This is a genomic window from Azotobacter chroococcum (assembly GCF_002220155.1).
Taxonomy (GTDB): domain Bacteria; phylum Pseudomonadota; class Gammaproteobacteria; order Pseudomonadales; family Pseudomonadaceae; genus Azotobacter; species Azotobacter chroococcum.
Genome location: NZ_CP011835.1, coordinates 2,718,202 through 2,739,151 on the forward strand (window position 1 = coordinate 2,718,202; position 20,950 = coordinate 2,739,151).

At 62.0% G+C, this 20,950-nt stretch carries 27 protein-coding genes and 1 pseudogene; 15 read left to right on the forward strand and 13 right to left on the reverse strand.

Going from position 1 to position 20,950, the window contains the following annotated elements:
- Positions 1–27 precede the first annotated feature (27 nt).
- Entirely contained in the window at positions 28–1,002 is a 975-nt protein-coding gene (locus ACG10_RS12390; protein WP_089168452.1) for an aliphatic sulfonate ABC transporter substrate-binding protein, read from the forward strand.
- Between the two features lie 55 nt (positions 1,003–1,057).
- On the opposite strand, the gene ACG10_RS12395 is transcribed toward ACG10_RS12390, so the two are convergent.
- Both ACG10_RS12395 and ACG10_RS12400 read right to left on the reverse strand, forming a co-directional pair.
- The gene (locus tag ACG10_RS12395) at positions 1,058–1,987 is read right to left on the reverse strand and encodes a sigma 54-interacting transcriptional regulator (protein WP_089168453.1); all 930 of its coding nucleotides are present in this window, start codon (positions 1,985–1,987) and stop codon (positions 1,058–1,060) included.
- 114 nt (positions 1,988–2,101) lie between these two features.
- The gene (locus tag ACG10_RS12400) at positions 2,102–2,683 is read right to left on the reverse strand and encodes an RBBP9/YdeN family alpha/beta hydrolase (protein WP_089168454.1); all 582 of its coding nucleotides are present in this window, start codon (positions 2,681–2,683) and stop codon (positions 2,102–2,104) included.
- A gap of 243 nt (positions 2,684–2,926) precedes the next feature.
- On the opposite strand from ACG10_RS12400, the gene oscA reads away from it, so the two are divergent.
- The 5 genes from oscA to ACG10_RS12425 all read left to right on the forward strand — a co-directional run bounded on the left by oscA (position 2,927) and on the right by ACG10_RS12425 (position 7,049).
- The gene (gene oscA / locus ACG10_RS12405; RefSeq protein WP_039803539.1) at positions 2,927–3,112 is read left to right on the forward strand and encodes a sulfur starvation response protein OscA; all 186 of its coding nucleotides are present in this window, start codon (positions 2,927–2,929) and stop codon (positions 3,110–3,112) included.
- Positions 3,113–3,282: 170 nt separating this feature from the next.
- Entirely contained in the window at positions 3,283–4,281 is a 999-nt protein-coding gene (locus tag ACG10_RS12410) for a sulfate ABC transporter substrate-binding protein (protein ID WP_039803537.1), read from the forward strand.
- Positions 4,282–4,372: 91 nt separating this feature from the next.
- Positions 4,373–5,191, forward strand: a complete 819-nt coding sequence (gene cysT, locus ACG10_RS12415; protein ID WP_039803535.1) for a sulfate ABC transporter permease subunit CysT — start codon at positions 4,373–4,375, stop codon at positions 5,189–5,191.
- Between the two features lie 10 nt (positions 5,192–5,201).
- Positions 5,202–6,074, forward strand: coding sequence for a sulfate ABC transporter permease subunit CysW (gene cysW / locus ACG10_RS12420; protein WP_089168455.1), 873 nt, complete (start codon positions 5,202–5,204; stop codon positions 6,072–6,074).
- 3 nt (positions 6,075–6,077) lie between these two features.
- Positions 6,078–7,049 (forward strand): sulfate/molybdate ABC transporter ATP-binding protein, encoded by a 972-nt coding sequence (locus ACG10_RS12425; protein ID WP_089168456.1) that lies wholly within the window; start codon positions 6,078–6,080, stop codon positions 7,047–7,049.
- Positions 7,050–7,175: 126 nt separating this feature from the next.
- Here ACG10_RS12425 and ACG10_RS12430 read toward each other — a convergent pair whose 3' ends face one another.
- On the reverse strand, positions 7,176–8,096 hold the full coding sequence (locus tag ACG10_RS12430) for a bestrophin family protein (RefSeq protein ID WP_039803531.1): 921 nt from the start codon (positions 8,094–8,096) through the stop codon (positions 7,176–7,178).
- A 955-nt stretch (positions 8,097–9,051) separates the two neighbouring features.
- On the opposite strand from ACG10_RS12430, the gene ACG10_RS12435 reads away from it, so the two are divergent.
- From ACG10_RS12435 to ACG10_RS24445, 3 genes are all read left to right on the forward strand, one after another.
- Entirely contained in the window at positions 9,052–9,291 is a 240-nt protein-coding gene (locus tag ACG10_RS12435; RefSeq protein ID WP_089168457.1) for a hypothetical protein, read from the forward strand.
- Positions 9,292–9,312: 21 nt separating this feature from the next.
- The gene (locus tag ACG10_RS24130; RefSeq protein WP_198318938.1) at positions 9,313–9,684 is read left to right on the forward strand and encodes a hypothetical protein; all 372 of its coding nucleotides are present in this window, start codon (positions 9,313–9,315) and stop codon (positions 9,682–9,684) included.
- Between the two features lie 97 nt (positions 9,685–9,781).
- Positions 9,782–10,195, forward strand: a complete 414-nt coding sequence (locus ACG10_RS24445; protein ID WP_232487101.1) for a YgaP family membrane protein — start codon at positions 9,782–9,784, stop codon at positions 10,193–10,195.
- 476 nt (positions 10,196–10,671) lie between these two features.
- Here ACG10_RS24445 and ACG10_RS12450 read toward each other — a convergent pair whose 3' ends face one another.
- From ACG10_RS12450 to ACG10_RS12460, 3 genes are all read right to left on the reverse strand, one after another.
- Entirely contained in the window at positions 10,672–11,058 is a 387-nt protein-coding gene (locus tag ACG10_RS12450; protein WP_157731446.1) for a hypothetical protein, read from the reverse strand.
- A 509-nt stretch (positions 11,059–11,567) separates the two neighbouring features.
- A complete protein-coding gene (locus ACG10_RS12455) occupies positions 11,568–12,182 on the reverse strand; it encodes an alpha/beta fold hydrolase (protein WP_089168459.1) in 615 nt (204 codons plus the stop codon).
- A 332-nt stretch (positions 12,183–12,514) separates the two neighbouring features.
- Positions 12,515–13,291, reverse strand: coding sequence for a polysaccharide lyase family 7 protein (locus ACG10_RS12460; protein WP_089168460.1), 777 nt, complete (start codon positions 13,289–13,291; stop codon positions 12,515–12,517).
- Positions 13,292–13,642: 351 nt separating this feature from the next.
- Between ACG10_RS12460 and ACG10_RS12465 the strand changes: the two genes are divergently transcribed.
- From ACG10_RS12465 to ACG10_RS12485, 3 genes are all read left to right on the forward strand, one after another.
- Positions 13,643–14,053, forward strand: coding sequence for a hypothetical protein (locus tag ACG10_RS12465; protein WP_039803525.1), 411 nt, complete (start codon positions 13,643–13,645; stop codon positions 14,051–14,053).
- Positions 14,054–14,088: 35 nt separating this feature from the next.
- Positions 14,089–15,360 (forward strand): cation:proton antiporter, encoded by a 1,272-nt coding sequence (locus ACG10_RS12470; RefSeq protein WP_089168461.1) that lies wholly within the window; start codon positions 14,089–14,091, stop codon positions 15,358–15,360.
- A 951-nt stretch (positions 15,361–16,311) separates the two neighbouring features.
- Entirely contained in the window at positions 16,312–16,707 is a 396-nt protein-coding gene (locus ACG10_RS12485; RefSeq protein ID WP_089168462.1) for a hypothetical protein, read from the forward strand.
- A 162-nt stretch (positions 16,708–16,869) separates the two neighbouring features.
- Here the strand turns inward: ACG10_RS12485 and ACG10_RS24740 are convergent, their stop codons facing one another.
- The 3 genes and pseudogenes from ACG10_RS24740 to ACG10_RS24825 form a co-directional block, all read right to left on the reverse strand.
- Complete coding sequence (locus tag ACG10_RS24740) at positions 16,870–16,992, reverse strand: hypothetical protein (RefSeq protein WP_269768793.1); 123 nt, start codon at positions 16,990–16,992, stop codon at positions 16,870–16,872.
- Between the two features lie 11 nt (positions 16,993–17,003).
- Positions 17,004–17,291 carry a NadS family protein gene (nadS, locus tag ACG10_RS12495; RefSeq protein ID WP_012701743.1) on the reverse strand — a complete coding sequence of 96 codons (288 nt, stop codon included), beginning with the start codon at positions 17,289–17,291 and terminating at the stop codon, positions 17,004–17,006.
- A 5-nt stretch (positions 17,292–17,296) separates the two neighbouring features.
- Positions 17,297–17,404 (reverse strand): annotated as a pseudogene (locus tag ACG10_RS24825) (type II toxin-antitoxin system RelE/ParE family toxin); the annotation flags it as partial.
- Here ACG10_RS24825 and ACG10_RS12500 point away from each other — a divergent pair.
- Genes ACG10_RS12500 through ACG10_RS23735 form a run of 3 tightly spaced genes read left to right on the forward strand, consistent with a single transcriptional unit; the run spans position 17,376 to position 18,057 of the window.
- Entirely contained in the window at positions 17,376–17,588 is a 213-nt protein-coding gene (locus ACG10_RS12500; protein ID WP_232487272.1) for a type II toxin-antitoxin system HicA family toxin, read from the forward strand. The pseudogene ACG10_RS24825 and the gene ACG10_RS12500 sit on opposite strands and share 29 nt — an antisense overlap.
- Positions 17,585–17,917 (forward strand): type II toxin-antitoxin system HicB family antitoxin, encoded by a 333-nt coding sequence (locus ACG10_RS12505; RefSeq protein ID WP_089168464.1) that lies wholly within the window; start codon positions 17,585–17,587, stop codon positions 17,915–17,917. Before ACG10_RS12500 ends, ACG10_RS12505 begins: the two co-directional genes overlap by 4 nt.
- Positions 17,914–18,057: a hypothetical protein gene (locus tag ACG10_RS23735; RefSeq protein WP_157731448.1), complete on the forward strand. Its 144-nt coding sequence runs from the start codon at positions 17,914–17,916 to the stop codon at positions 18,055–18,057. The genes ACG10_RS12505 and ACG10_RS23735 overlap by 4 nt, the downstream gene beginning before the upstream one ends.
- Positions 18,058–18,344: 287 nt before the next feature.
- Here the strand turns inward: ACG10_RS23735 and ACG10_RS23740 are convergent, their stop codons facing one another.
- From ACG10_RS23740 to ACG10_RS12520, 4 genes are all read right to left on the reverse strand, one after another.
- On the reverse strand, positions 18,345–18,587 hold the full coding sequence (locus ACG10_RS23740; protein WP_131252938.1) for a hypothetical protein: 243 nt from the start codon (positions 18,585–18,587) through the stop codon (positions 18,345–18,347).
- 864 nt (positions 18,588–19,451) lie between these two features.
- On the reverse strand, positions 19,452–19,910 hold the full coding sequence (locus ACG10_RS12510; protein WP_089168465.1) for a holin family protein: 459 nt from the start codon (positions 19,908–19,910) through the stop codon (positions 19,452–19,454).
- Positions 19,907–20,395 carry a hypothetical protein gene (locus ACG10_RS12515; protein WP_089168466.1) on the reverse strand — a complete coding sequence of 163 codons (489 nt, stop codon included), beginning with the start codon at positions 20,393–20,395 and terminating at the stop codon, positions 19,907–19,909. Before ACG10_RS12515 ends, ACG10_RS12510 begins: the two co-directional genes overlap by 4 nt.
- Positions 20,396–20,455: 60 nt before the next feature.
- Positions 20,456–20,692, reverse strand: a complete 237-nt coding sequence (locus ACG10_RS12520; protein ID WP_089168467.1) for a hypothetical protein — start codon at positions 20,690–20,692, stop codon at positions 20,456–20,458.
- Between the last annotated feature and the right edge of the window lie 258 nt (positions 20,693–20,950).

The following is a 20,950-nucleotide window of genomic DNA, read 5'->3' on the forward strand; positions in this document are numbered from 1 at the left end:
GCCGGAAGCGCATCCACGAGGTCTGTCATGCCCCCTTTCATCCCCCTCAGCCGCCGCGCCCTGCTCGGTCTCGGCCTCGCCCTGGGGCTGTGCGCCGCCCTGCCCGTCCAGGCGGAAACCGAGCTGCGCATCGGCTACCAGAAATCCTCCACCCTGATCGCCCTGCTGAAGGCCCGCGGCACCCTGGAAAGGGCCCTGGCCGCCCAGGACATCCACCTCAGCTGGCACGAGTTCGCCAGCGGCCAGCCGCTGCTCGAAGCACTCAACGTCGGCAACCTCGACCTGTCCGCCGACGTCGCCGACACCGTGCCGGTGTTCGCCCAGGCCGCCGGCGCCCATCTCGCCTATTTCGCCCAGGAAGCGCCGTCGCCGGCCGCCCAGGCGATCCTGGTGCGCGGCGACGCGCCGCTGCGTGGCCTGGCCGATCTCAGGGGCAAGAAGGTCGCGGTGACCAAGGCCGCCGGCAGCCACTACCTGCTGCTCGCCGCGCTGGCCAGCGCCGGCCTGAAGTTCTCCGACATCCAGCCGGCCTACCTGACCCCGGCCGACGGCCGCGCCGCCTTCGAGAACGGCAAGGTGGACGCCTGGGTAACCTGGGAGCCGTTCCTCAGCGGCGCCCAGCGCCAGCTGTCGACCCGCACCCTGGCCGACGGCGACAAGCTGGCCGCCTACCAGCGCTACTACCTGACCAGCGAGCGCTTTGCCAAGGAGCATCCGCAGGTGCTGGAAGTGGTGTTCGCCGAACTGGTCAAGGCCGGCGACTGGCTGCGCACCAACCCCCGGGAAGCCGCGCGGATTCTCGCGCCGCTGTGGGGCAACCTGGACCCGGCGATCGTCGAGCAGGCCAATGGCCGGCGCAGCTACCGGGTGCGCCCGGTGCAGGCGGAGAGCCTGGCCGAGCAGCAGAAGATCGCCGATGCCTTCTTCGCCGAGGGCCTGCTGCCGAAGCGGGTCGATGCCCGCGACGTGTCGATCTGGCAGCCGCAGACGGCCGCCCGCTGAGTCCGCTTTCCCCGGCGGCACCCGACGCGCCGGGGATTTCCCTTCCTGTCTGCCGTCAAGCGCCTGTCTGGGCCAGCAGGGCCTGCAGCTGCGCCCGCTCCCGGGCGTCGAGCCGGGCCAGCTGTTCCTCGATGATGGTCAGCGGCGCGTACGACGGCGCGGCAGCGCCCGGCAGGTTGAGGTGGGCCGGGAGGATCTCGTCGCCGCTGCAGACCAGCAGGGCGAAATGGACGACGCTCTCCAGCTCGCGAGTGTTGCCCGGCCAGGCATGCCGCTCCAGGGCAAGCTGGGCCTCCGCGCCGAACTGCGGAAGATCCAGGCCCAGGCGCTGGGCATAGACGCCGAGAAAGTACTCGGCGAGCGGCAGAATATCCCCCGGCCGCTCGCGCAGCGCCGGCAACTCCAGGCGTCCCTCGTCGAGATAGCGGTAGAGCCGCTCGCTGAACTTGCCGGCGGCTACCGCCTGGGCCAGGTCGACGCTGCTGGCCGCCACCAGGCGCACGTCCACCGGCGTCGGCTGCTGCGCGCCGACGCGCAGCACCTCACGGGTTTCCAGGGCGGCGAGCAGCTTGCCCTGCAGGCCGAGCGGCAGGTCGCCGATCTCGTCCAGGTAGAGGGTGCCGCCGTTGGCCGAACCGAACCAGCCGGCCCGGCTGCAGGCCGAACCGGCATAGGCGCCGACGGCATGGCCGAACAGCTCGGCCTCGGCCCAGGTCGGGCTGAGCGCGCCGCAGTTGACCGCGACGAACAGGCCGCCCCGCCCGCTTTCGCGATGGATCTGCCGGGCCAGCAGCTCCTTGCCGGTACCGCTCTCGCCGCGGATCAGCACCGGCAAGTCGGTCGCAGCGAGGCGCTCCACCTCGCCGCGCAGTCGGCGCGAGCGGGGATCGACGAACACCAGCGCCTTGGCACGAATGCTCAGCGGGCTCTTGTCGGCGTCGGGAAAGGTCAGCAGCGGCTGACCGGGCGGAAGATGGCGATTCATGGGGGTTCTCCTGACCGGGCCTCCGGACCGGCCAGGCCCGGGACTATCGGCGGTTGTCGGGTGAGGCAAGGCGGCGCCCCGGCATGCGCCGGTTTTCCCTGGCGCACGGGCGCGTCATACGCAGCGCCGCTCCAGTCGCTCGATCTGTCGCTGCAGGCGGTAGAGATGGGCGAAACCCTGCTCCCAGCGGTGGTGTCCGGAATTCACATTGATGTGGCCGGCGCCGGGCAGGATGGTCGGCAGCGAGCCCCAGTCGCGGGCCAGCTCCAGGGCGCGAGCCGGCGTGGCGGTCGGATCGTTGTCCGAGCCGACCAGCTGGCTGGGAAACGGCAGGCGCCCGCGGGAAATCGGCGCGAAACAGCGCAGAGGCTCATGACAGGTCGGGTGCTCGACATCCGCCGGCGCCACCAGCAGCGCCCCTCGCACCCGCCCCAACGAGGCCGGCGTGGCCTGGGCGGCCCAGCGCGCCACGGTGACGCAGCCGAGGCTGTGGGCGATCAGGATCGCCGGGGTGCGCTCGGCGGCGATTGCGCGCTCCAGCGCGGCGACCCAACTGAAGGGATCGGGATTGTTCCAGTCGGCCTGCTCGACCCGCACGGCATTCGGCAGCGTGCGCTGCCAGTGGCTCTGCCAGTGCTCGTCGGGCGAGCCGTGCCAACCCGGCAGGATCAGGTAGCGAAGTGTCTGGCTGGGCATTGCGGGCCTCCTCGTGTGGGCAACGGAGACCAGTCTAGGGCAACCTTTTAAATTCTAAAAAAGAATAAAAAATTATTTATTTATTCCAACAATCTTATGCAGCAGAGCAGTAATAAATAACTATTAAATATATAAAAATCACTAAATAGTATTTTTAAGAATATTCGATTCCCCCCTAATATCCGCTCCACGCCGCCGGACCAACGGGCTCGCCGGCACATTACATCCAAGGAGAGCACAGCCATGAGCGCCCCCCTCAGAAGCTTCGAAGGCCAGGACGAAGCCAACATCCTGCGCGAAATCCACGCCGCCCTGAAGAACCTGCGTTTCGGCGCGGTGGAAATCACCGTGCACAACGGCCAGATCGTGCAGATCGAGCGCAAGGAGAAATTCCGCCTGCAGGCCCAGAACACCAGCAAGACCCCCTGATTTACCAGGGCGAACGACCCGACTGGACGACCGGAGGGTGTGAATGAAGAAAAAGCCGGGCACCCGCCCCACTGGGCAGGCAGGGCACGAGCCACCTGCACCAGCGCACACCAACGCCGACCCTACACACAACTAGAACGCATCCCCCGATACATCCAGGAGTCGTATCCATGTCCATCCGTCGTTTCGCCCTCGCCGCGCTGGCCGGCCTGAGCCTGAGTGCCACCGCCCAGGCGCAGACCCTGCTGCTCAACGTGTCCTACGATCCGACCCGCGAGCTGTACAAGGAGTACAACGCCGCCTTCAACAAGCACTGGCAGGCCGAGGGCAATGATCCCGTGACCATCCAGCAGTCCCACGGCGGCTCGGGCAAACAGGCCCGCGCGGTGATCGACGGGCTCAAGGCCGACGTGGTGACCCTGGCGCTGGCCGGCGACATCGACGAGCTGTACCGGCTCGGCAAGCTGATTCCCGAGGACTGGCAGAGCCGCCTGCCGCAGGCCAGCACGCCCTACACCTCGACCATCGTCTTCCTGGTGCGCAAGGGCAACCCGAAAGGCATCAAGGACTGGGACGACCTGGTCAAGCCGGGCGTGGAAGTGATCACCCCGAACCCGAAGACCTCCGGCGGCGCACGCTGGAACCTCCTCGCCGCCTGGGCCTGGGCGCAGCAGAAGTACGGCAGCGAGGACAAGGCCAAGGCCTTCGTCGAACAGCTCTACAAGCAGGTGCCGGTGCTGGATACCGGGGCGCGCGGCTCGACCATCACCTTCGTCAACAACAACATCGGCGACGTGCTGCTGGCCTGGGAGAATGAGGCCTTCCTGGCCCTGAAGGAACAGGGCGGAGAGAACTTCGAGATCGTCGTGCCCTCGCTGTCGATCCTCGCCGAACCGCCGGTGGCGGTGGTCGACCGGAACGTCGACAAGAAGGGTACCCGAGAGGTGGCCACCGCCTACCTGAACTACCTGTACAGCGAGGAAGGCCAGCGCATCGCCGCGAAGAACTTCTACCGGCCGCGCAACGAGAAGGTCGCCGCCGAGTTCGCCAAGCAGTTCCCCCGCCTCAAGCTGGTGACCATCGACAAGGACTTCGGTGGCTGGAAAGCCGCCCAGCCGAAGTTCTTCAACGACGGCGGGGTGTTCGACCAGATCTACAAGGTGAAATGAGCACTTGACCCAACAAGCCAAGCCACAAGCCGGACATGCCGAACTCCGCTTGTGGCTTTCGGCTTTCTGCCAATCCGATAGAGAGATGTCCATGTCCCGCCGCATATCCCCCGTCATACCCGGCTTCGGGCTGACGCTGGGCTACACCCTGGTGTATCTCAGTCTGTTGGTGCTGATTCCCCTGGGTGCCATGTTCGTCCACGCCTCCCAGCTCAGCTGGGGAGAGTTCTGGGCAGTGATCTCCGCACCGCGGGTGCTGGCCGCGCTCAAGCTCAGCTTCGGCACCGCGCTGGCCGCCGCCCTGCTCAACGGGGTGATCGGCATCCTGCTGGCCTGGGTGCTGGTGCGTTATACCTTCCCCGGACGCAAGCTCATCGACGCGATGATCGACCTGCCGTTCGCCCTGCCCACCGCGGTGGCCGGCATCGCCCTGACCGCGCTCTACGCGCCGGCCGGGCCGGTCGGCCAGCTCGCCGGCGAGTTCGGCCTGAAGATCGCCTATACCCCGCTGGGCATCGCCCTGGCGCTGACCTTCGTCACCCTGCCCTTCGTGGTGCGCACCCTGCAGCCGGTGCTGGCGGACATCCCCCGCGAGGTCGAGGAGGCCGCCGCCTGCCTCGGCGCCAGCCCCTGGCAGACCTTCCGCCACGTCTTGCTGCCGGCGCTGCTGCCGGCCTGGCTGACCGGCTTCGCCCTGGCCTTCGCCCGCGGCATCGGCGAGTACGGCTCGGTGATCTTCATCGCCGGCAACATGCCGGGCAAGACCGAGATCCTGCCGCTGCTGATCATGGTCAAGCTGGACCAGTACGACTACACCGGCGCCACCTCCATCGGCGTGCTGATGCTGGTGGTGTCCTTCGCCCTGCTGCTGCCGCTCAACTTGCTGCAGCGGCGCATCGCAACGCCGTAAGGAGGCCGCCATGTCGTCCACAACCCTGAGCGCGGCCGCCTCCGCCAATGCCGCCCGCCGCGGCAACACCCTCGGCCGCCGCCTGCTGATCGCTGCCGCCTGGCTGACGTTCGCCGTATTCCTCCTGCTGCCGCTCTACGTGGTGCTGAGCGAGGCCCTCAAGCTCGGCTTCGGGACCTTCTTCGAGGCCCTGCTGGAGCCCGACGCCCTCTCCGCCCTGAACCTGACCCTGCTCGCCGTGGGCATCTCGGTGCCGCTCAACCTGGTGTTCGGCCTGGCTGCCGCCTGGTGCGTGAGCAAGTACGAGTTCCCCGGCAAGAGCCTGCTGGTGACCCTGATCGACCTGCCGTTCTCGGTCTCGCCGGTGATCGCCGGCCTGATCTACGTGCTGCTGTTCGGCGCCCAAGGGGTCTTCGGCGAGTGGCTGACGGAGCACGACATCCAGATCGTCTTCGCCCTGCCCGGCATCGTCCTGGCGACCATCTTCGTCACCCTGCCCTTCGTCGCCCGCGAGCTGATCCCGCTGATGCAGGAACAGGGCACCCAGGAAGAGGAAGCCGCGCGCCTGCTCGGCGCCAACGGCTGGCAGATGTTCTGGCACGTCACCCTGCCCAACATCAAGTGGGGCCTGATCTACGGCGTGGTGCTCTGCACCGCCCGCGCCATGGGCGAGTTCGGTGCGGTGTCGGTGGTCTCCGGACACATCCGCGGCTTCACCAACACCCTGCCGCTGCACGTCGAGATTCTCTACAACGAGTACAACCACGTCGCCGCCTTCAGCGTCGCCAGCCTGCTGCTGGTCCTGGCGCTGATCATCCTGCTGCTCAAGCAGTGGAGCGAAGCCCGTCTGTCCCGCCTCAAGTCCAATGCTGCCGAGGAGTAAGCCATGTCCATCGAAATCCGCAACGTCAGCAAGCGCTTCGGCGCCTTCCAGGCCCTCAACGACATCAACCTGGACATCCACAGCGGCGAGCTGGTCGCCCTGCTCGGCCCCTCCGGCTGCGGCAAGACCACCCTGCTGCGGATCATCGCCGGCCTGGAAACCCCGGACAGCGGCAGCATCGCCTTCCACGGCGAGGACGTCTCCGGCCATGACGTGCGCGACCGCAACGTCGGCTTCGTGTTCCAGCACTACGCGCTGTTCCGCCACATGACGGTGTTCGACAACGTCGCCTTCGGCCTGCGCATGAAGCCCAAGCGCGAGCGGCCGAGCGAGCAGGTCATCGCCGCGAAGGTCCACGAACTGCTGACCATGGTGCAGCTCGACTGGCTCGCCGACCGCTATCCCGAGCAGCTCTCCGGCGGCCAGCGCCAGCGCATCGCCCTGGCCCGCGCGCTGGCGGTGGAGCCGAAGATCCTGCTGCTCGACGAACCCTTCGGTGCACTGGATGCCAAGGTGCGCAAGGAGCTGCGCCGCTGGCTGGCGCGCCTGCACGAGGAAATCAACCTGACCTCGGTGTTCGTCACCCACGACCAGGAGGAAGCCATGGAAGTGGCCGACCGCATCGTGGTGATGAACAAGGGGGTGATCGAGCAGATCGGCGCGCCGGGCGAGGTCTACGAGCAGCCGGCCAGCGACTTCGTCTACCACTTCCTCGGCGACTCCAACCGCCTGCATCTGGGCGAGGAACATATCCTGTTCCGCCCCCACGAGGTCCTGCTGTCCCGCGAGGCGGTGGCCGAATACCACGGCGCCGAAGTGCGCGACATCCGCCCGCTCGGCGCCATCACCCGGGTGACCCTCAAGGTCGACGGCCAGAACGAGCTGGTCGAGGCGGAAGTGGTCAAGGATCACGACAGTCTGGTCGGCCTGGCGCGCGGCGAACGGCTGTTCATCAAGCCGAAGGCGAGCGCCTGAAACGCCCTGCCCGGCCCGAACATGCGGGCCGGGCGGGAGTTCTTCGAACTCCTGGAAGCACGACGGGCGGGGTAAACCCCGCCCGTTCTTTTCATGTCGCAGCGAGCCGCCCTTTCCGGGCGGACCTCAGAGGCGCTTCATCTCGCCGCCCACCGGAGCCAGCTCGGGCGAGCGCTCCGCGGTGGCATCGCGCAGCATCGACTCCAGATTGCGCTCGATGTTCTGGCACAGGGCTTCGGTCTGGATGCGGTGCTCGCTGTTGCGGAAGGGGCTTTGCAGATCCGTGCCGACCCGTTCGATGGCCAGCAGCATGAAGCCCGCCACCGTCGACACCAGCGGCGTGTACCAGCCCAGGGTTTCCACCAGGCCGATCGGCATGATCAGGCAGAACAGGGTGATGAACAGGCGCGGGAAGTACACGTAGGGATACGGCAGTGGCGTGTTGGCGATCCGCTCCATGCCGCCCTGGCAGTCGGACAGCACCACCATGGTGGACTCCAGTCGCGACAGGCGCATGCTGTCCAGCCGACCGGCCTTGTATTCCTTGGCCAGCAGGGCGGCCGAGCCGTTGAGGATGTCGTTGGGAAAATTGTTGGTGTGATGACGGCGGTCGAACTCCTCGGCCGGGATCAGCGCCTGGACCTCATCGCCGCAGGGCGCGCCCTTCAGGTGCGCCGACAGAGCCTTCACATAGGCCACATGGCGGCGCAGGAGAATGGCCTTGACCGGATTCATGCCATAGGCGTCATCGATCAGGGTGAGTACCTGGCGCGCATAGCTGCGCGAGTTGTTGGTCATGGTGCCCCACAGGGTCCGCGCTTCCCACCAGCGGTTGTAGGCACTGGAATTGCGGAAGCTGGTCAGCACCACCAGCGCCGAACCGAGCAGCGTCAGGGGCATCGAGGGGAGGTTCCAGCGTGGACTCACAAGAAGCATGTAATCCACGGTGATGAAGATATCCCAGAGCAACAGCCAGAACAGCGACCAGCCAACATAGGTGAGGGTTTTGATCAGGTATTGGCTTTTTCGGATAAAGGCGTTCGACACGGGCGCATCTCGACTAGGGGAGTAACGGGGATTCGACCATCGAACGGTAGTTCGATATCACTGCAACCCCATGAATCTCGGGTTATCCGATGGATGGAGCTATTAATGATTAACCACCTGAGCGCGTCAAGGATGCCATCTGCGACTTATGCAGCGACTCGCGCGCTCGAACCCGTGCCCATCGGCAAGCGAATACCTCATCCAGTTCGGTTCGATCTTTGAAGCAACATCTTCCAAAAACCCATCTACAACCAGCCAAATCCAAGGGTATCCCGGCTTTCCTTAGCAAATATCGATGCCCCGCAGACGAAGCCTGTTATGGCTTGTCCATAGCGGACACTACGACGAAGAAGTTGGCGATACAGACTTCCGGTGGACACATCTGCAAACAATCTCGCGCCTGCGAAACCCACCCCGGCAACATCCCAATCAGGGCAGCGGGCCAAGGCACGAAAGACAATCCGCATGCTGTCCATCACCATGCAGCGCACTGTAACAGGCGTCCGCATTCAGTAATGCCAATTAGACATTACTCAATAAGAAATACATATTTTGAAATATCTTTTGACCCCGCCTTGAACAGCCATGCCTGCTGTCCTTATCCATTCCACGAACCTTCGGCATCCCTCTGCTGGAGCAAAGCCAGCCATTCCAGATTTTACCCAGCGCCCGCTCCAAGGAACAGGAGCGCCATTCCGCTCAAGTCGATCTGCACTGACGCAAGCCATGCAAATGACGCCCTCGATGAGCAGTCTGCATTACTTGACCCATTCCCCTTAAAAAGATGATGACTGTTCTGAACATGGATGTTCGAATAGCGGTGGATCTGCAAATGCAAATAGCCGGAAATCCTCTCTCGCAATCGCAACTGCCGACCATGCAATGACAGTGCACCAGTACACGACAGGTCATCGCATCTGGATCGGATGGAACGCATTCACCAGAAGGCTGGCCAATGACCAGGCTCTTTCATGCTCATTCGCATACAGCACTCAACGTCGGCGACCTGGTCATCGATGACTTCGCAGGCGGCTTCGCCTCGACCGCTATCGAGCCAGGCCGCGGACGGCAGGAGAATACTGCTGCCCTCGCCTCGCCGGTCATCCGCTACGCGACCATGACCAAATTCAAGAGCCTCATGCTCGAAGCAGAGAGAGGTGGCAGCAGAGGATGCCTGCTGCTAATGCTTGGCTAGCCTGTCGATCAGAGCGCGGCAATGCTGGAACCCTGCCTCACGCGCCGCATCGAGGCCACAGCAGCAATAATCGACATCGGTCTTTCGGGAGGTAAACACTTCTTTATCGCGACGTACGCTGGCTCGGATAATCCACTTCTTTCCCAGCTCGGAGCGGTACGGCTCAACCGCCATATCGAACCCCTTGTACTTCTGCACGTATACAGCAACATCGGCACTATTATTATTCATATTGTCTCCGTGATTGTGATGTTGGCCTGTCGAAACAGGCTGCTCGGCACTTACAGCAGAAAAATCCTGCACCAACTAACGTTTCGTGGCAAGCGCACCGTAACAAGGCACAGCGCCATCAAGCTGCTGGATCTGGTCTGCCAAACTGCGCAAGTGAACTGACCCCGGAGCCGCCAGATCCGACTCCCGCCGCCTGGTCCGCACCGAAGGCACTCGCCTGCGATCGAAGGCCTGGCTTTGCTGATAGGCTGATTCGTCCTTGCGCCTCAAGCTCAAAACCCAGCAACCACGTGCCCTGAGCCATCCCGCCGTTTACGAAGTTATTAAGCATTGGCCTGCGCCAGGATTTGCCTTGGAAAGTATTTTTCAGACAGACTCTGGCAGAACTTCGGGCTGCCTATTGAGCCCGGAGGTGAACCCGAAAAAGACGTACCGCTATAACACTGCTACAAAACATTACTACCCCGTAAAGAGACAACCCATCGTGCAAAAAAACATTGGCAGCATCGAAAAAATCGCTCGCATCGTGATCGGCATTGCACTGGTCATCTGGGCCATCGCAGGAGGTCCGCTCTGGGCTTGGGCTGGAGCAATGCTCCTGGCTACCGGGCTGCTCAGCTGGTGCCCTGCTCGCATGCTCTTCGGCGGCCGCAGCTGTTCCGTGGAAAAATAACGCCACCTTTTCATGCCCGGTTCGGCCCCTCCCGGCAGACACTGATCACCGGCAACGCGCCGTCTCGGCTGTTTGGTCTGTCCATACTCGATGGACAGACCAATGCAGGAACCCTCGTTGCACAAAGGCTCCTGTTTCGCCCCTTCATACCCATACCGCCTCCATCTCAACTCCACTCCTCCATCCGCCACAAGCACTCCACCCGCATCGTGTAGCACTGCTCATCAGCTCCCGCCGCGCATGCCCCGGGCGGGCGAGATCGGGACGCTGGCGAGGCGCATGGCGCTCCAAGCTCAGCGGCAAAAGCTGAGCTGCCGGGAGTGAAGCGGATGGTGTCAGGGAGAGAAGGCGTGGCGGCACTGCGAGTACGCGGTTGCCGCCGGGGGAAGATGTGCAACTCGGGACCTGTCAGCCCGTCGCGGGGATCAGTGGCGGCGGGCAACCCTGGCGTCGCCCCCTACCCGCCAGCTGAGCCGTTAGCCGTTATAGGGAAAGGATTCGGCAGTTTCGGGCGTCCAGCCAAGCGGGCGCGGACGGTTGCCGTGGATCACCACCTTGTCGCCGGGGACGAAGACGTAGTTCGGCGAGCGGTACGTCTTCAGTTCGCCGCTGTCGGTGCGCACGATGTAGGCGCGGTCGCTGCCGCCCAGTGCCTTCTGACCGGAACCGCCGAGCACCGCGCCAAGTCCTGCACCGACCACGGCACCGATCGGACCGCCCACGGAACCGGCCATCATGCCAGTCATACCGCCCGTGGCCTGACCGGAAGTTTCGTCGCCCACTTCGCTGACGATTTCAGCGGCGTAAACATTGCTGACGGTGAGCATGCCGATGGTCAGAGCCAGAATGCCGAACTTTTTCATGGCGGTTCCCCCGAGGACGAGATAAGCGGTCGTGGCCAGTCGATTCCTGTTACTGAGGCGCTGTCTGCGCCGTTTCGCTTCCCTTGGTGAGGAAACTAACCATTTGGTTGACATGGATCAATAAAATAATTGCCATCTCATGCTTAAGGAGGGGGTGCTTCATGATGGCCGACCAAGCCGCGACTCCAGCCGCACTCTTCACAGACGAATTCCAAGCAACTGATTTACAAGGAAAAGATTATCATGACGGGAGTTGCAGACACCCCCAAGCCTGAAGGGAGACCGTTCGTCGCCCTTCTCCGAGCGAGCCGGAGATGGTGAATGCGGCAGGCATGCCGGCGCCCTCTGGCCGTGAACAGCATCGCCAGCAACCGTCTTCAGGGAAGAAATGCCGTCAGCTTCGCGTCCTGCCGGAGCCTGCTTGAGGTCGAGCGATTCGGCGCCGGTAGCTGGGCGGCGAGGCTGTGGGGATCGCGCTCGCCGCCGACCAGGAGAGGGAAATCAGGTCATCAGCCCTTGGCCAGATGCCTGTCGATCAGCGGCGCCACCTCGGCGGCGAGGATTTTGGCCAGGCGGTGGTCGCCGCCGGGGAAGACGTGCAGCTCGGCGCGAGGCAGCAGCGCGGCGAGGCGCTGGCCGACACTGACGGGACTGACCGGGTCGTCGTCGCCCCACAGCAGCAACGTCGGCGTCCGCAGTTCCGCCAGCCGGGGCGTCAGGTCTTCGCGATAGTCGATGAACCACTGCGGCACGAACAGGTTTGCCTCCGCGAACATGGGGCGCCAGTCCTGCGCGCCCAGGCTCTCCATATCCACCCCGCCCGAGGTCGCGGTCAGCACCAGATGAGTGACCAGCTCAGGCCGCTCAAGCGCCGCCAGCATGGCAATAACCCCACCCATCGACTGCGCCACCAGCGCCGCGGGCTGGTCGATCTCGACCACGACACGCGCCACCAGATCGGCAAAGCGGGTCACGCCCGGATCGGCCGGTGTCGAACCCAGGCCAGGCCAGCCGACATGGACTTTCTGCGCCGGGTGAACGAGCAGATCGGCAGCCGGCCGCCAGAACCGCGTGCTGCCGGAGGCACCGGGGAGGAACAGGAGTTTGGAGGGGGAGGAATACACGGGGTCAGCCCTTGCAGGTGTTGTTTGAGTGGAGCGACGCCATAGTAATGCTGGACAGGCGAAGCGTTGTCCACCCTATTTGCCGTCAAGCAGCACAAAAAATGCGGCCGGAGAAAAGCCCGGAACTCCAATAAATACAAGGGCTCCGGGCTTTTCTGTTTCAGTCGCCGCTAGAGCCGTTTCACTGTACCCGGGCTCAAGGAGTGCCCGGACTTCTCCCCTATCCCAGGCATGGGAGAGACGCGAAACTGGCTGACCGAGGTTATGACTTTCCTTGCCTTCGCATAAGAAGGATTCGGCTCACGAAGCACTCCTGGAGCCTATCGAATACATCACAGCTGAAGCTCCCCGGAAGGTCGTCCAGCAGATCCTCGAACAGGGACAAGTGCTCCCGGATTTTGCCGATGACGCTCCTGGCTTTCCGCCTGCTGCACTACTTCGGACGCTTCCGTCCTGTCGCTGTGCGTCATGCTCAGCGAATGGAAGGTAGCCTTCCCGGCCCCCGCTCCGCCGATCTCCTGCTGGCTGTACATGCCGGCTTTGGCGTACCACCTGTCGCCCCGGTACGAAGCCACGTCGAACTGGTATTTCCTGACTTCGCCGTTGACCGTGACGGTCAGTTCCCCGTCGCTGGTGACTGCCGCCGAATAAGCCAGTCTGTTGCCAAGCTTGTAGCCCGTGAGGATGGGATCTTTCTTTTCCTCGCCGTTGTATTGCGGCCGGTATTGCACATAGATGGTGCTGCCGGTGATCTGCAATTTGAACGGCGGTTTCGTGCTTGCACCGTGGAACTGGCCGATGATCGCTTTTTTGCTGGCAGCCAAGGCGTCGACTGTAAGCGTTGCGCTCAGACGGTGGACCCTGGCGCTGCCAAGACGCCAGTTGGCCTCCTTGTCGGCACCGTCGGGCAGCGTCTCGCGGAGTTCGGAGCGCGGGTAAATGCTGTTCGGCGTGCTTCTGATGCCTGCCCCGGAGGAAGGCGCATAGAAGGTGATGGAGCCATCGGTGTTGCGGGCAAACCACTTCGACTCATACGTCTGAAGCTGTCTGGTCTGAATGATCGTGGCCCCAACAGGAATGGTCAGATTCCAGTGCGAAAGATCAACCACTTCACGGCTCCTAGCACGACAGGTTTTTGATGGCATCATTTTGCCGCCATTCTGATATTACCTGTGTGCTATCGCACGCATTCTTCAGCCGCTTGGCCGTCCATGCGGAACCATCGTCCGACATGGCGACTCCCGCACGCCGTCTTCCGTCGCATTGCATCGAGGACGTCGATCAATGTTGGCGCACGTCAAGAACTCCGCTGTTCCAGTGCCATAAGGTGCCGGCTGGGCGGCCTTGTCCTGAATGTGTCTGACCTTTTCTGGTCCGTGGTAGCGCAACGAAACCCAGCGTGAGCCGCCTCCCTTGCTCGCCATGCCACCCCATCAAGCCAGGTTGGAGACACACATCTGATGAATGGAGCTTTGACGCTCACGCTCGCCGCTCTGGTCTATCTGATCCTTGCCGCCATGGTGATGGACCTTCTCATGGAGCTGATAGCCCAGCTTCTGCAAAGCCGGACCACTTCCGATCCCAAAGAGGACTTGAACAGCCACCACCCGGTCCCGTCACAAGATGAACAGATGCAGGAAATCCCTTCAGCGCTCGCACCCGGCACGCAACAGGACGACGGCCCTCGTCCCCCTCCAGCTTCCGGGCCTCCAGATCCAATCCCCATGTCCGCCTGGCTATTCCCCCTCTCCGACTACGCTCTCGGCGTAATTGCGGTAACCCGCTTCCAGCGCCCGGCCATCCTGCCTGCCCGTTCCGGGCCGTTTCTTTATCTGATCTGCCGTCGAAAACCCCATGAACATATGGAGTAATCTGTAGCAAGCTATCAAACAGAAGGGTTTTTTCGATGCTGGATCTTGCCGCGGCGTTCATCGCGCTGACGACGCTTTTCACCTACCTCAACTACCGCCTGATCCGCCTTCCTCCGGCCATCGGAGTCATGATCGGGGCCCTCCTTCTCTCGCTGCTCGCTTATGGCCTGTCGGCGCTGGGCTATCCGGTACTCGAGCTGGAAATCCAGGAGATGATCCGCCGGATCGATTTCTCCGACGTTCTGATGACCTGGTTCCTGCCCGCGCTGCTGTTCGCCGGCGCCCTGCATGTCAATCTGGACGACTTGCGCAGCTACAAGTGGCCGATCACCTTTCTCGCCACGGGCGGCGTGCTGATCGCCACTTTCGTGGTTGCCGGCCTGGCCTATTACACCTTTGCCCTGTTCGGCTGGCAGGTCAGTTTCATTTACTGCCTGCTGTTCGGCGCGCTCATCTCGCCGACCGACCCCATCGCGGTAATGGGCATCCTCAAGAGCAGTGGCGCTCCCAAGCCGCTGCAGACCACCATCGTCGGCGAATCGCTGTTCAACGACGGAACCGCCGTGGTGATGTTCAGCATTCTGCTGGGCGTCCTCATGATCGGCCATACCCCGACGATTGGCGAAGTGAGCCTGCTATTCCTCAAGGAAGCCGTCGGCGGGATTATCTTTGGTCTGCTGCTGGGCTATGTCGTCTACCTGCTGCTGTCCAAGGTCAACGAGTTCCAGCCATCGGTCATGCTGACCCTGGCCCTGGTCTTCGGCGGTGCGTCGCTGGCGGCGAAGCTGCACGTTTCGGCACCGATCGTGATGGTGGTTGCCGGCCTGATCATCGGCAACCACGGTCGTCACCATGCCATGTCCGAAGAAACCCGCCGCTACGTGGATAACTTCTGGATCCTGATCGACGAGATTCTCAATGCCCTGCTGTTTGCCCTGATCGGTCTCGAACTGCTGGTGCTGCCCTTCACCTGGCCGCATGTGGCTGCAGCGATCCTGCTTGGCGGGGCCGTCCTGGTAGCCCGGGTACTGACCGTCGGTCCTGGGATCGTCCTGATCCGCCAGCTGAAGTCCGCTCAGCTCCAAGTGGCCCCTGGAACCGTCCGCATCCTGTCCTGGGGGGGCCTGCGTGGCGGGGTTTCGGTGGCCCTGGCCTTGGCGCTGCCCCTGGGCCCGGAGCGCGATCTGCTATTGGCCCTCACCTATATCGTGGTGCTGGTCTCGATCCTGGTGCAGGGGCTGACCATCGGACCGCTGGTGAGGTCGCTGTATGGCAGCAATCCTGTCGAGGCTGAAGAAGCCCACTGAGCGCTGTATCCGAAAACGCCCCATGGATGGGGCGTTTATCTCCCACCTGAGCACTATCCATTGCGCTTCAAGCTCATCGGCTCGGCGCGATCGCACTCATCCGCTTCCATCGATCCGCTGATCGCAGCGTTCCGAGCCCCAGCATCGGATATGGCGCGCTATCTGAATGCGCAGCACCAGAAGGCAACAGCGGAGAACGACAAGCCACACGACCGAGCGATTCGGAAAGCCGGTTGAACCACAGGGGCCGCTTGCTTCCGGCCGAAGGTCTGGCTTTCTTGGTAGACTCACTCGCCATCGCGCATGATCCTGATCTGCGCCGTATAACCGGTGGTGCCATCCTTGCAGCGCCGCAATGTAACCGTGCCCATTTTCAATTTGCTACATGATGTTTTTGGGTTGCTACATTGCAGCAACGACCTCCCCAAAATAAGCAAAAACAGGCGAGAACGGCATCAACTCAGGCGTCCGAAAATGCTACTGAAATCAAGCTCAAACCCAGCAAGCACGCGCCCTGAGCCTTCCCGCCGCTTCTGCGTGGCGCCGATGATGGATTGGACGTATTTTTATTGAAAGCCCCTATACTCAAGGCTTACAGAGCGCTTGCACAAACCGCTTACCACTTTTTTACCACCAAGCTTTTCTAAGTCAGCGCGAAAGTAACGACGAGTGAGATCGTCGCCCTGCGCAAATGGGAACAGGACAAGGCCAAGCCGAACGCCCAGGCCGCCGTTCTCATCAAGCTGGTCGAGCAGTACTCCCGACTGGCCGAAAGACTGGCCGCGATCTGAGGCGCAATCCGGTAGGGTGACAACTCGCGCAGCGATTGCCCACCGTTTGCATCGATAGACAAGGCTGCACCGTTGTCTACCCTACGCGCTCGCTCTCTTGATACACCGGCGACCGGTGGTGAATAGTGGCCGCCCTCTTACACTCGACGAAGACATACCCATGCAATTGATCAGAAGTATTCCCCTGCTGTTGTTCGTTTTCCTGGCTTACAACGCGGTCATGATGACCGGCACCGGCAACCTCGATGGCGTGCTGTTTCAAGGGACTTTGCTGTCCGGCGCACAATGGCTTTTCACCACTTCGGACTTGCTGTTGACGCTGGCCTTGGTCGCTTTGGGCGGCGAAGTAGTCAAGTCCACCCGCTCCGGCAATGCCTCGATCATCGACCATGCCCTGTCCATGCTGCTGTTCGTGGCCTTCCTGGTGGAATTCATAGGCTATAGCGCGGCGGGGACTACGACGTTCTTCCTCATGACCCTCATGTCTTTCATCGATGTGCTGGCTGGATTTACCGTCACCATTTCCTCCGCCCGGCGCGACGTAGGGTACAACTAACGGAAACCTGCTCCTGCCAGCGCCACCTTCCCCCGCTGCCGCCAAGTCGGCAGCCTGGGGAAGTTCCGAGGCAAACTCGCTCAGCGATTACCCACCGTTTGCATCGGTAGACAAGGCTGCGCCGTTGTCTACCCTACTTGCTGCATGCCCCGGTGGCTTCGGTCAGGGCCACACGATGCACGGCACCATGGCGCCCGGCTTGACGTCGACGATGGCGGCCAGCAGTTCCTCGCCGATATTGCGCTTGACGTCACGTTCGAGCAGCTCTTTCTCGGTCAGGGACATGGTTGTGACCCTTAACCCGCCAGCGCTCGAATGACGTGCTCCGGGTCATTGTGGATGGCGCGCAACAGAGCCTTGGCCGGGCCGGTCGGTTCGCGGCGGCCTTGTTCCCAGTTGCGCAGAGTGCCCACCTGCACATCGATCATCGCGGCAAACTTGGCCTGCGAAAGACCGGTGGCCTTGCGGATCTGCTTCACCTGCAAGGCATCCACGGTGAACTCGCGGGACGGCTGGCGTTCGCCGCGAACGATTTCGTCCATTTGCACGACGCTTTCCATGAGGTCGTCGAAAAACTTACTCATGATGGTTACCTCCACGTCTCGATGATGCGTTTGAGCGCTTTGCGCTCGTCGGCAGTCAGGTCATCCTTCTCGTTCTTCGGGTAGATCAGCAGCAGGGCGCCCCTGGAGTGGGCGCGGATCGAGTCCCTATTCGTGGCGGCTGGTGCCAAGGCCGTCGAAGGAAACGGATCGCGAGTCCGCTTCGAGCTGAATGGTGTGATCGCCACCTTTCATCGACCGCACCCGGACAAGGAGGCCAAGCCATACCAGGTGCGCGACGCAAGAGCCTTCCTCGAGAAAGCAGGGATAACGCCATGAACGTGATGAACTACAAGGGCTATTCGGCCCGCATCGAATACAGCGACGAGGATAAACTGCTCGTCGGACATATCGTCGGGATCAACGATGTCGTCGGCTTTCACGGCGAGTCCGTCCCGGAGCTTCGCGGCGCATTCGAGGAGGCGGTGGACGACTACCTTGAAACCTGCGCCAAGCTGGGTCGTGCCCCGCAAAAGCCATACTCCGGCAAATTAAGCCTGCGCATGGCCCCGGAGTTACACGCCTCCATCTCGGCCAAAGCCATGCTCTCGAACAAAAGCATCAACCAGTGGGTTGTCGACGTATTGGATCGAGAGGCGCACGCGTGAATACCAGCCGTCGAGGGGTCGACGCCTTCACCCCCGAATCGCTGCTGAACTGGATCCGCAACCCCTTCGGCGCCCACCGCGACTTCCTGCCGACCATGCTGCAGGCCATCGGCGAACGCCTCTCCACCTCCCACCGCTGAGTCGCGGGCACAAAAAAAGAGCCCCTGCCGAGATGGCAGGGGCTCCAGCTCCCGGAGCTGGACGTTGAATCCGGCCGCAGGGCAATAGCATTCAAACGGATCAGGCAGGGCATTGCGCCCTATTGGTCACAAGCAGCGAAAGCATTATCGAGGTGACCCGGCCAGCTTCGGTGCTTGTCGTTGTGTCCGGTTTGAAAAAAACAATGCTTGAGTGCCGACAAGAAGGGCGCTCAACGAGCGAAGAAAGCTGGCAAGCGCAAGGAGTGCCATGCATTATTCGAAGATTTTCAAAAACTTATCCTTTCTTCCAACTTTAAATGCCTGCCAGCCGCATAGGACTTCCAAATAACATTGGACTCTAACGCATTGACCCTGACAGGCACGACATCAACGCTGCTTCTTATTACACGCAAATCCGCATCCAAGGCATTTAATCTATTTTGCGAATTAATCTTCACATCTCGAAAACAATTATCAGAATACAATGTTGTTATTAATAGCAAAATATAATAAATCCATCCTTGATTCATGACACACTCCACCAATTAATACTGAGTCTGTATAAATCAGCCCGTCATATTTTCCATCCTTTTTTTATTCTTTTTTTGCCGTGATCCTCCAGAAAAGCACAGGGCCAGCCGGCGCACCCAACCCTTAGGTGCCTGGCTACAAATTATCCAATCATGACCAAAATGTTGTCAATACAATATCATTTTGTGTCACAAATGACATTATTTTGATATTAATTAGCCATTTCTTATTACATTAACGTCATCACAATTCCTGATCGAACGAGCCTTCCATCAAATTCATATAGTACTTATACTTGATCTATATAGGTGTTCTACCAATCACTTCTGTATCTATCTGTCTGTAGTGGTAGAGCAACGCTCCGCTCAACTCCTACTGCACACTGCCACTGGCAGGATTGCCTTGCAATCGATCGTTAAGTATTGGTTTATATCAATAAGCCTGTCGACATTGTGCCATAAGGTTCCGGCTCGGGGCGCCCTGTATCTAGCCCGTTGATGAGATTCGTGGCAGCGCAAAAACAAGTATCAGCAGCCTTCCCTGCTCATACGCCACCCAATTTATCCAAGCTTGAAGGCGCACACATGATGAATGGGATTCTGATACTCACGATCGCTGTTCTGCTCTACCAGATCCTGTCCGCCGCGGTGATGCTCCTTCTCATAAGACTGATGTCCCACGTACTGCAAGGTCGGGCCGACTACGGAACGAATGACGACTCGAACAGCCTTCAGGCTGTCTCTCCGCAAGACGAGCAGGCGCGGACAATCCCTTCCGTGCCCGCCCGCACGCAACAGGACGGGAATCCCTGTCCCCCTCCACCTTCCGGGCCTCCCCCCGAATCCCTCTATCTCCTTGGCTATTCATCCTCCCGTCCAGGTACTGGATGTAACTGCACTCACCCGCTTCCACCGATCCGCCGTCCGCAGAGCGCCGAGGCCGAGCATCCCGAACACCAGCTCGAACAGCACCGCATCGAGCGAGGGCAGCGGCGGGACATCGGCGACGCCGGCCACGGTCAGCAGCCACGGCAACAGCGGCCTGACCAGAAACTCGTAGGCCAGGCCCGCCACGCAGACATAACCCGCCAGCGGCCGCCAGCCGGCCTGGAAGCCGGACTGGCTCGCCGCCTCCACCTCGTTGATCTTCGCCTGGGCCAGGTTGATCTGCAGGGCTGCGTCCAGATCCTTGAACGCACCTTCCTGCTGGAGCCTGAGCAGCTCGAGCTGGGCCCTGGCCTTCTGTTCGGGGTCTGGGATCAGTTTGTCGAGCAGGCCGGCGACGGTCGGTAGCAGCGCCGTGGCGGTGGCAAGCAGGCTCATACCGGCACCTCGCCCGCCAGCGCATCCATGGCCTGCGCGTAGCAGACATCCCAGCGGTTCCTGTGTGGTTTGCCGGGCCGCCACGTCCTGACATACAGGTCCCAGCTTTTGGCCACCTCGCCCACCGCCGGCAGCGGCGCCGGATCCCTCCACAGCAGCAGGCGGGCGAAGGCGGCGGCGAGGATGTCGTCGTGCTCGAGCGCGGCATACACGGCGGCAGCCGATGGCTTGACGTTGTGGGCCTCGCAAGCCGCCAACGCATGCTGCCGACTCAGCGGGTGCAGCAGCACGCCGCGCACGCCGCCGCCCTGCTCGAACTGCCAGAGGCCACGGGCAGGCCCGCCGACTTGCCGGCGATGGGCAAGGCCGGACTCCTGCAGCCCGATCGCCAGCAGCATGGCCTCGGCCTGGGGGCTGCTCATGCGCGCAGGCAGCAGCGCGAGCGCCGGGGCGATGGCCGCGGCGCGGATTTCGGATAGCGTCATGGAATCTCCAGAAACGAAAGAGCCCGCACGCGGCGGGCTCGGGGTGGGATGGGGTTACGCTCAGACTTCGATGTCGTACTGCGGCAGCTCCGGCGCCGGGCCGGTGATCTGGCCGTCGACGACGAAGGCCCTGCTGCCCACCGCCATGCCGGTGCCGCGGGCGGCGATCGACACGCCGTTGCGCAGCTCGACGGTGCTGGTGCCGCTGGCGATGTCGACGGCGGTCACGGTGCCGACGGCGCGCACGCCGCCGGGCAGCAGGCCGATGAATTTCTTCCAAGGGTTGACGGTGGCCATTTCAGTTCCTGCGATTGGCAGGTTGCACCTGCCCTACAGGGCGGGTGCAACCTGCCGGTCAATGGTGGAGCTCGAGGCGCACGGTCTGGGTGATGCGGACCACACCGGTGCTGCTGAACAGGTCGTCGTAGACGTCCGGTGCGGGCTCTCGCCAACGGCGCTTACCAGAACAGGAAAGCTCCTTTCAAAACTCCCCAAAATAGAAAGTTAACTATAATCCTCTTGGAAGATTGAGCAGTAAAACAATCGGAAATCATG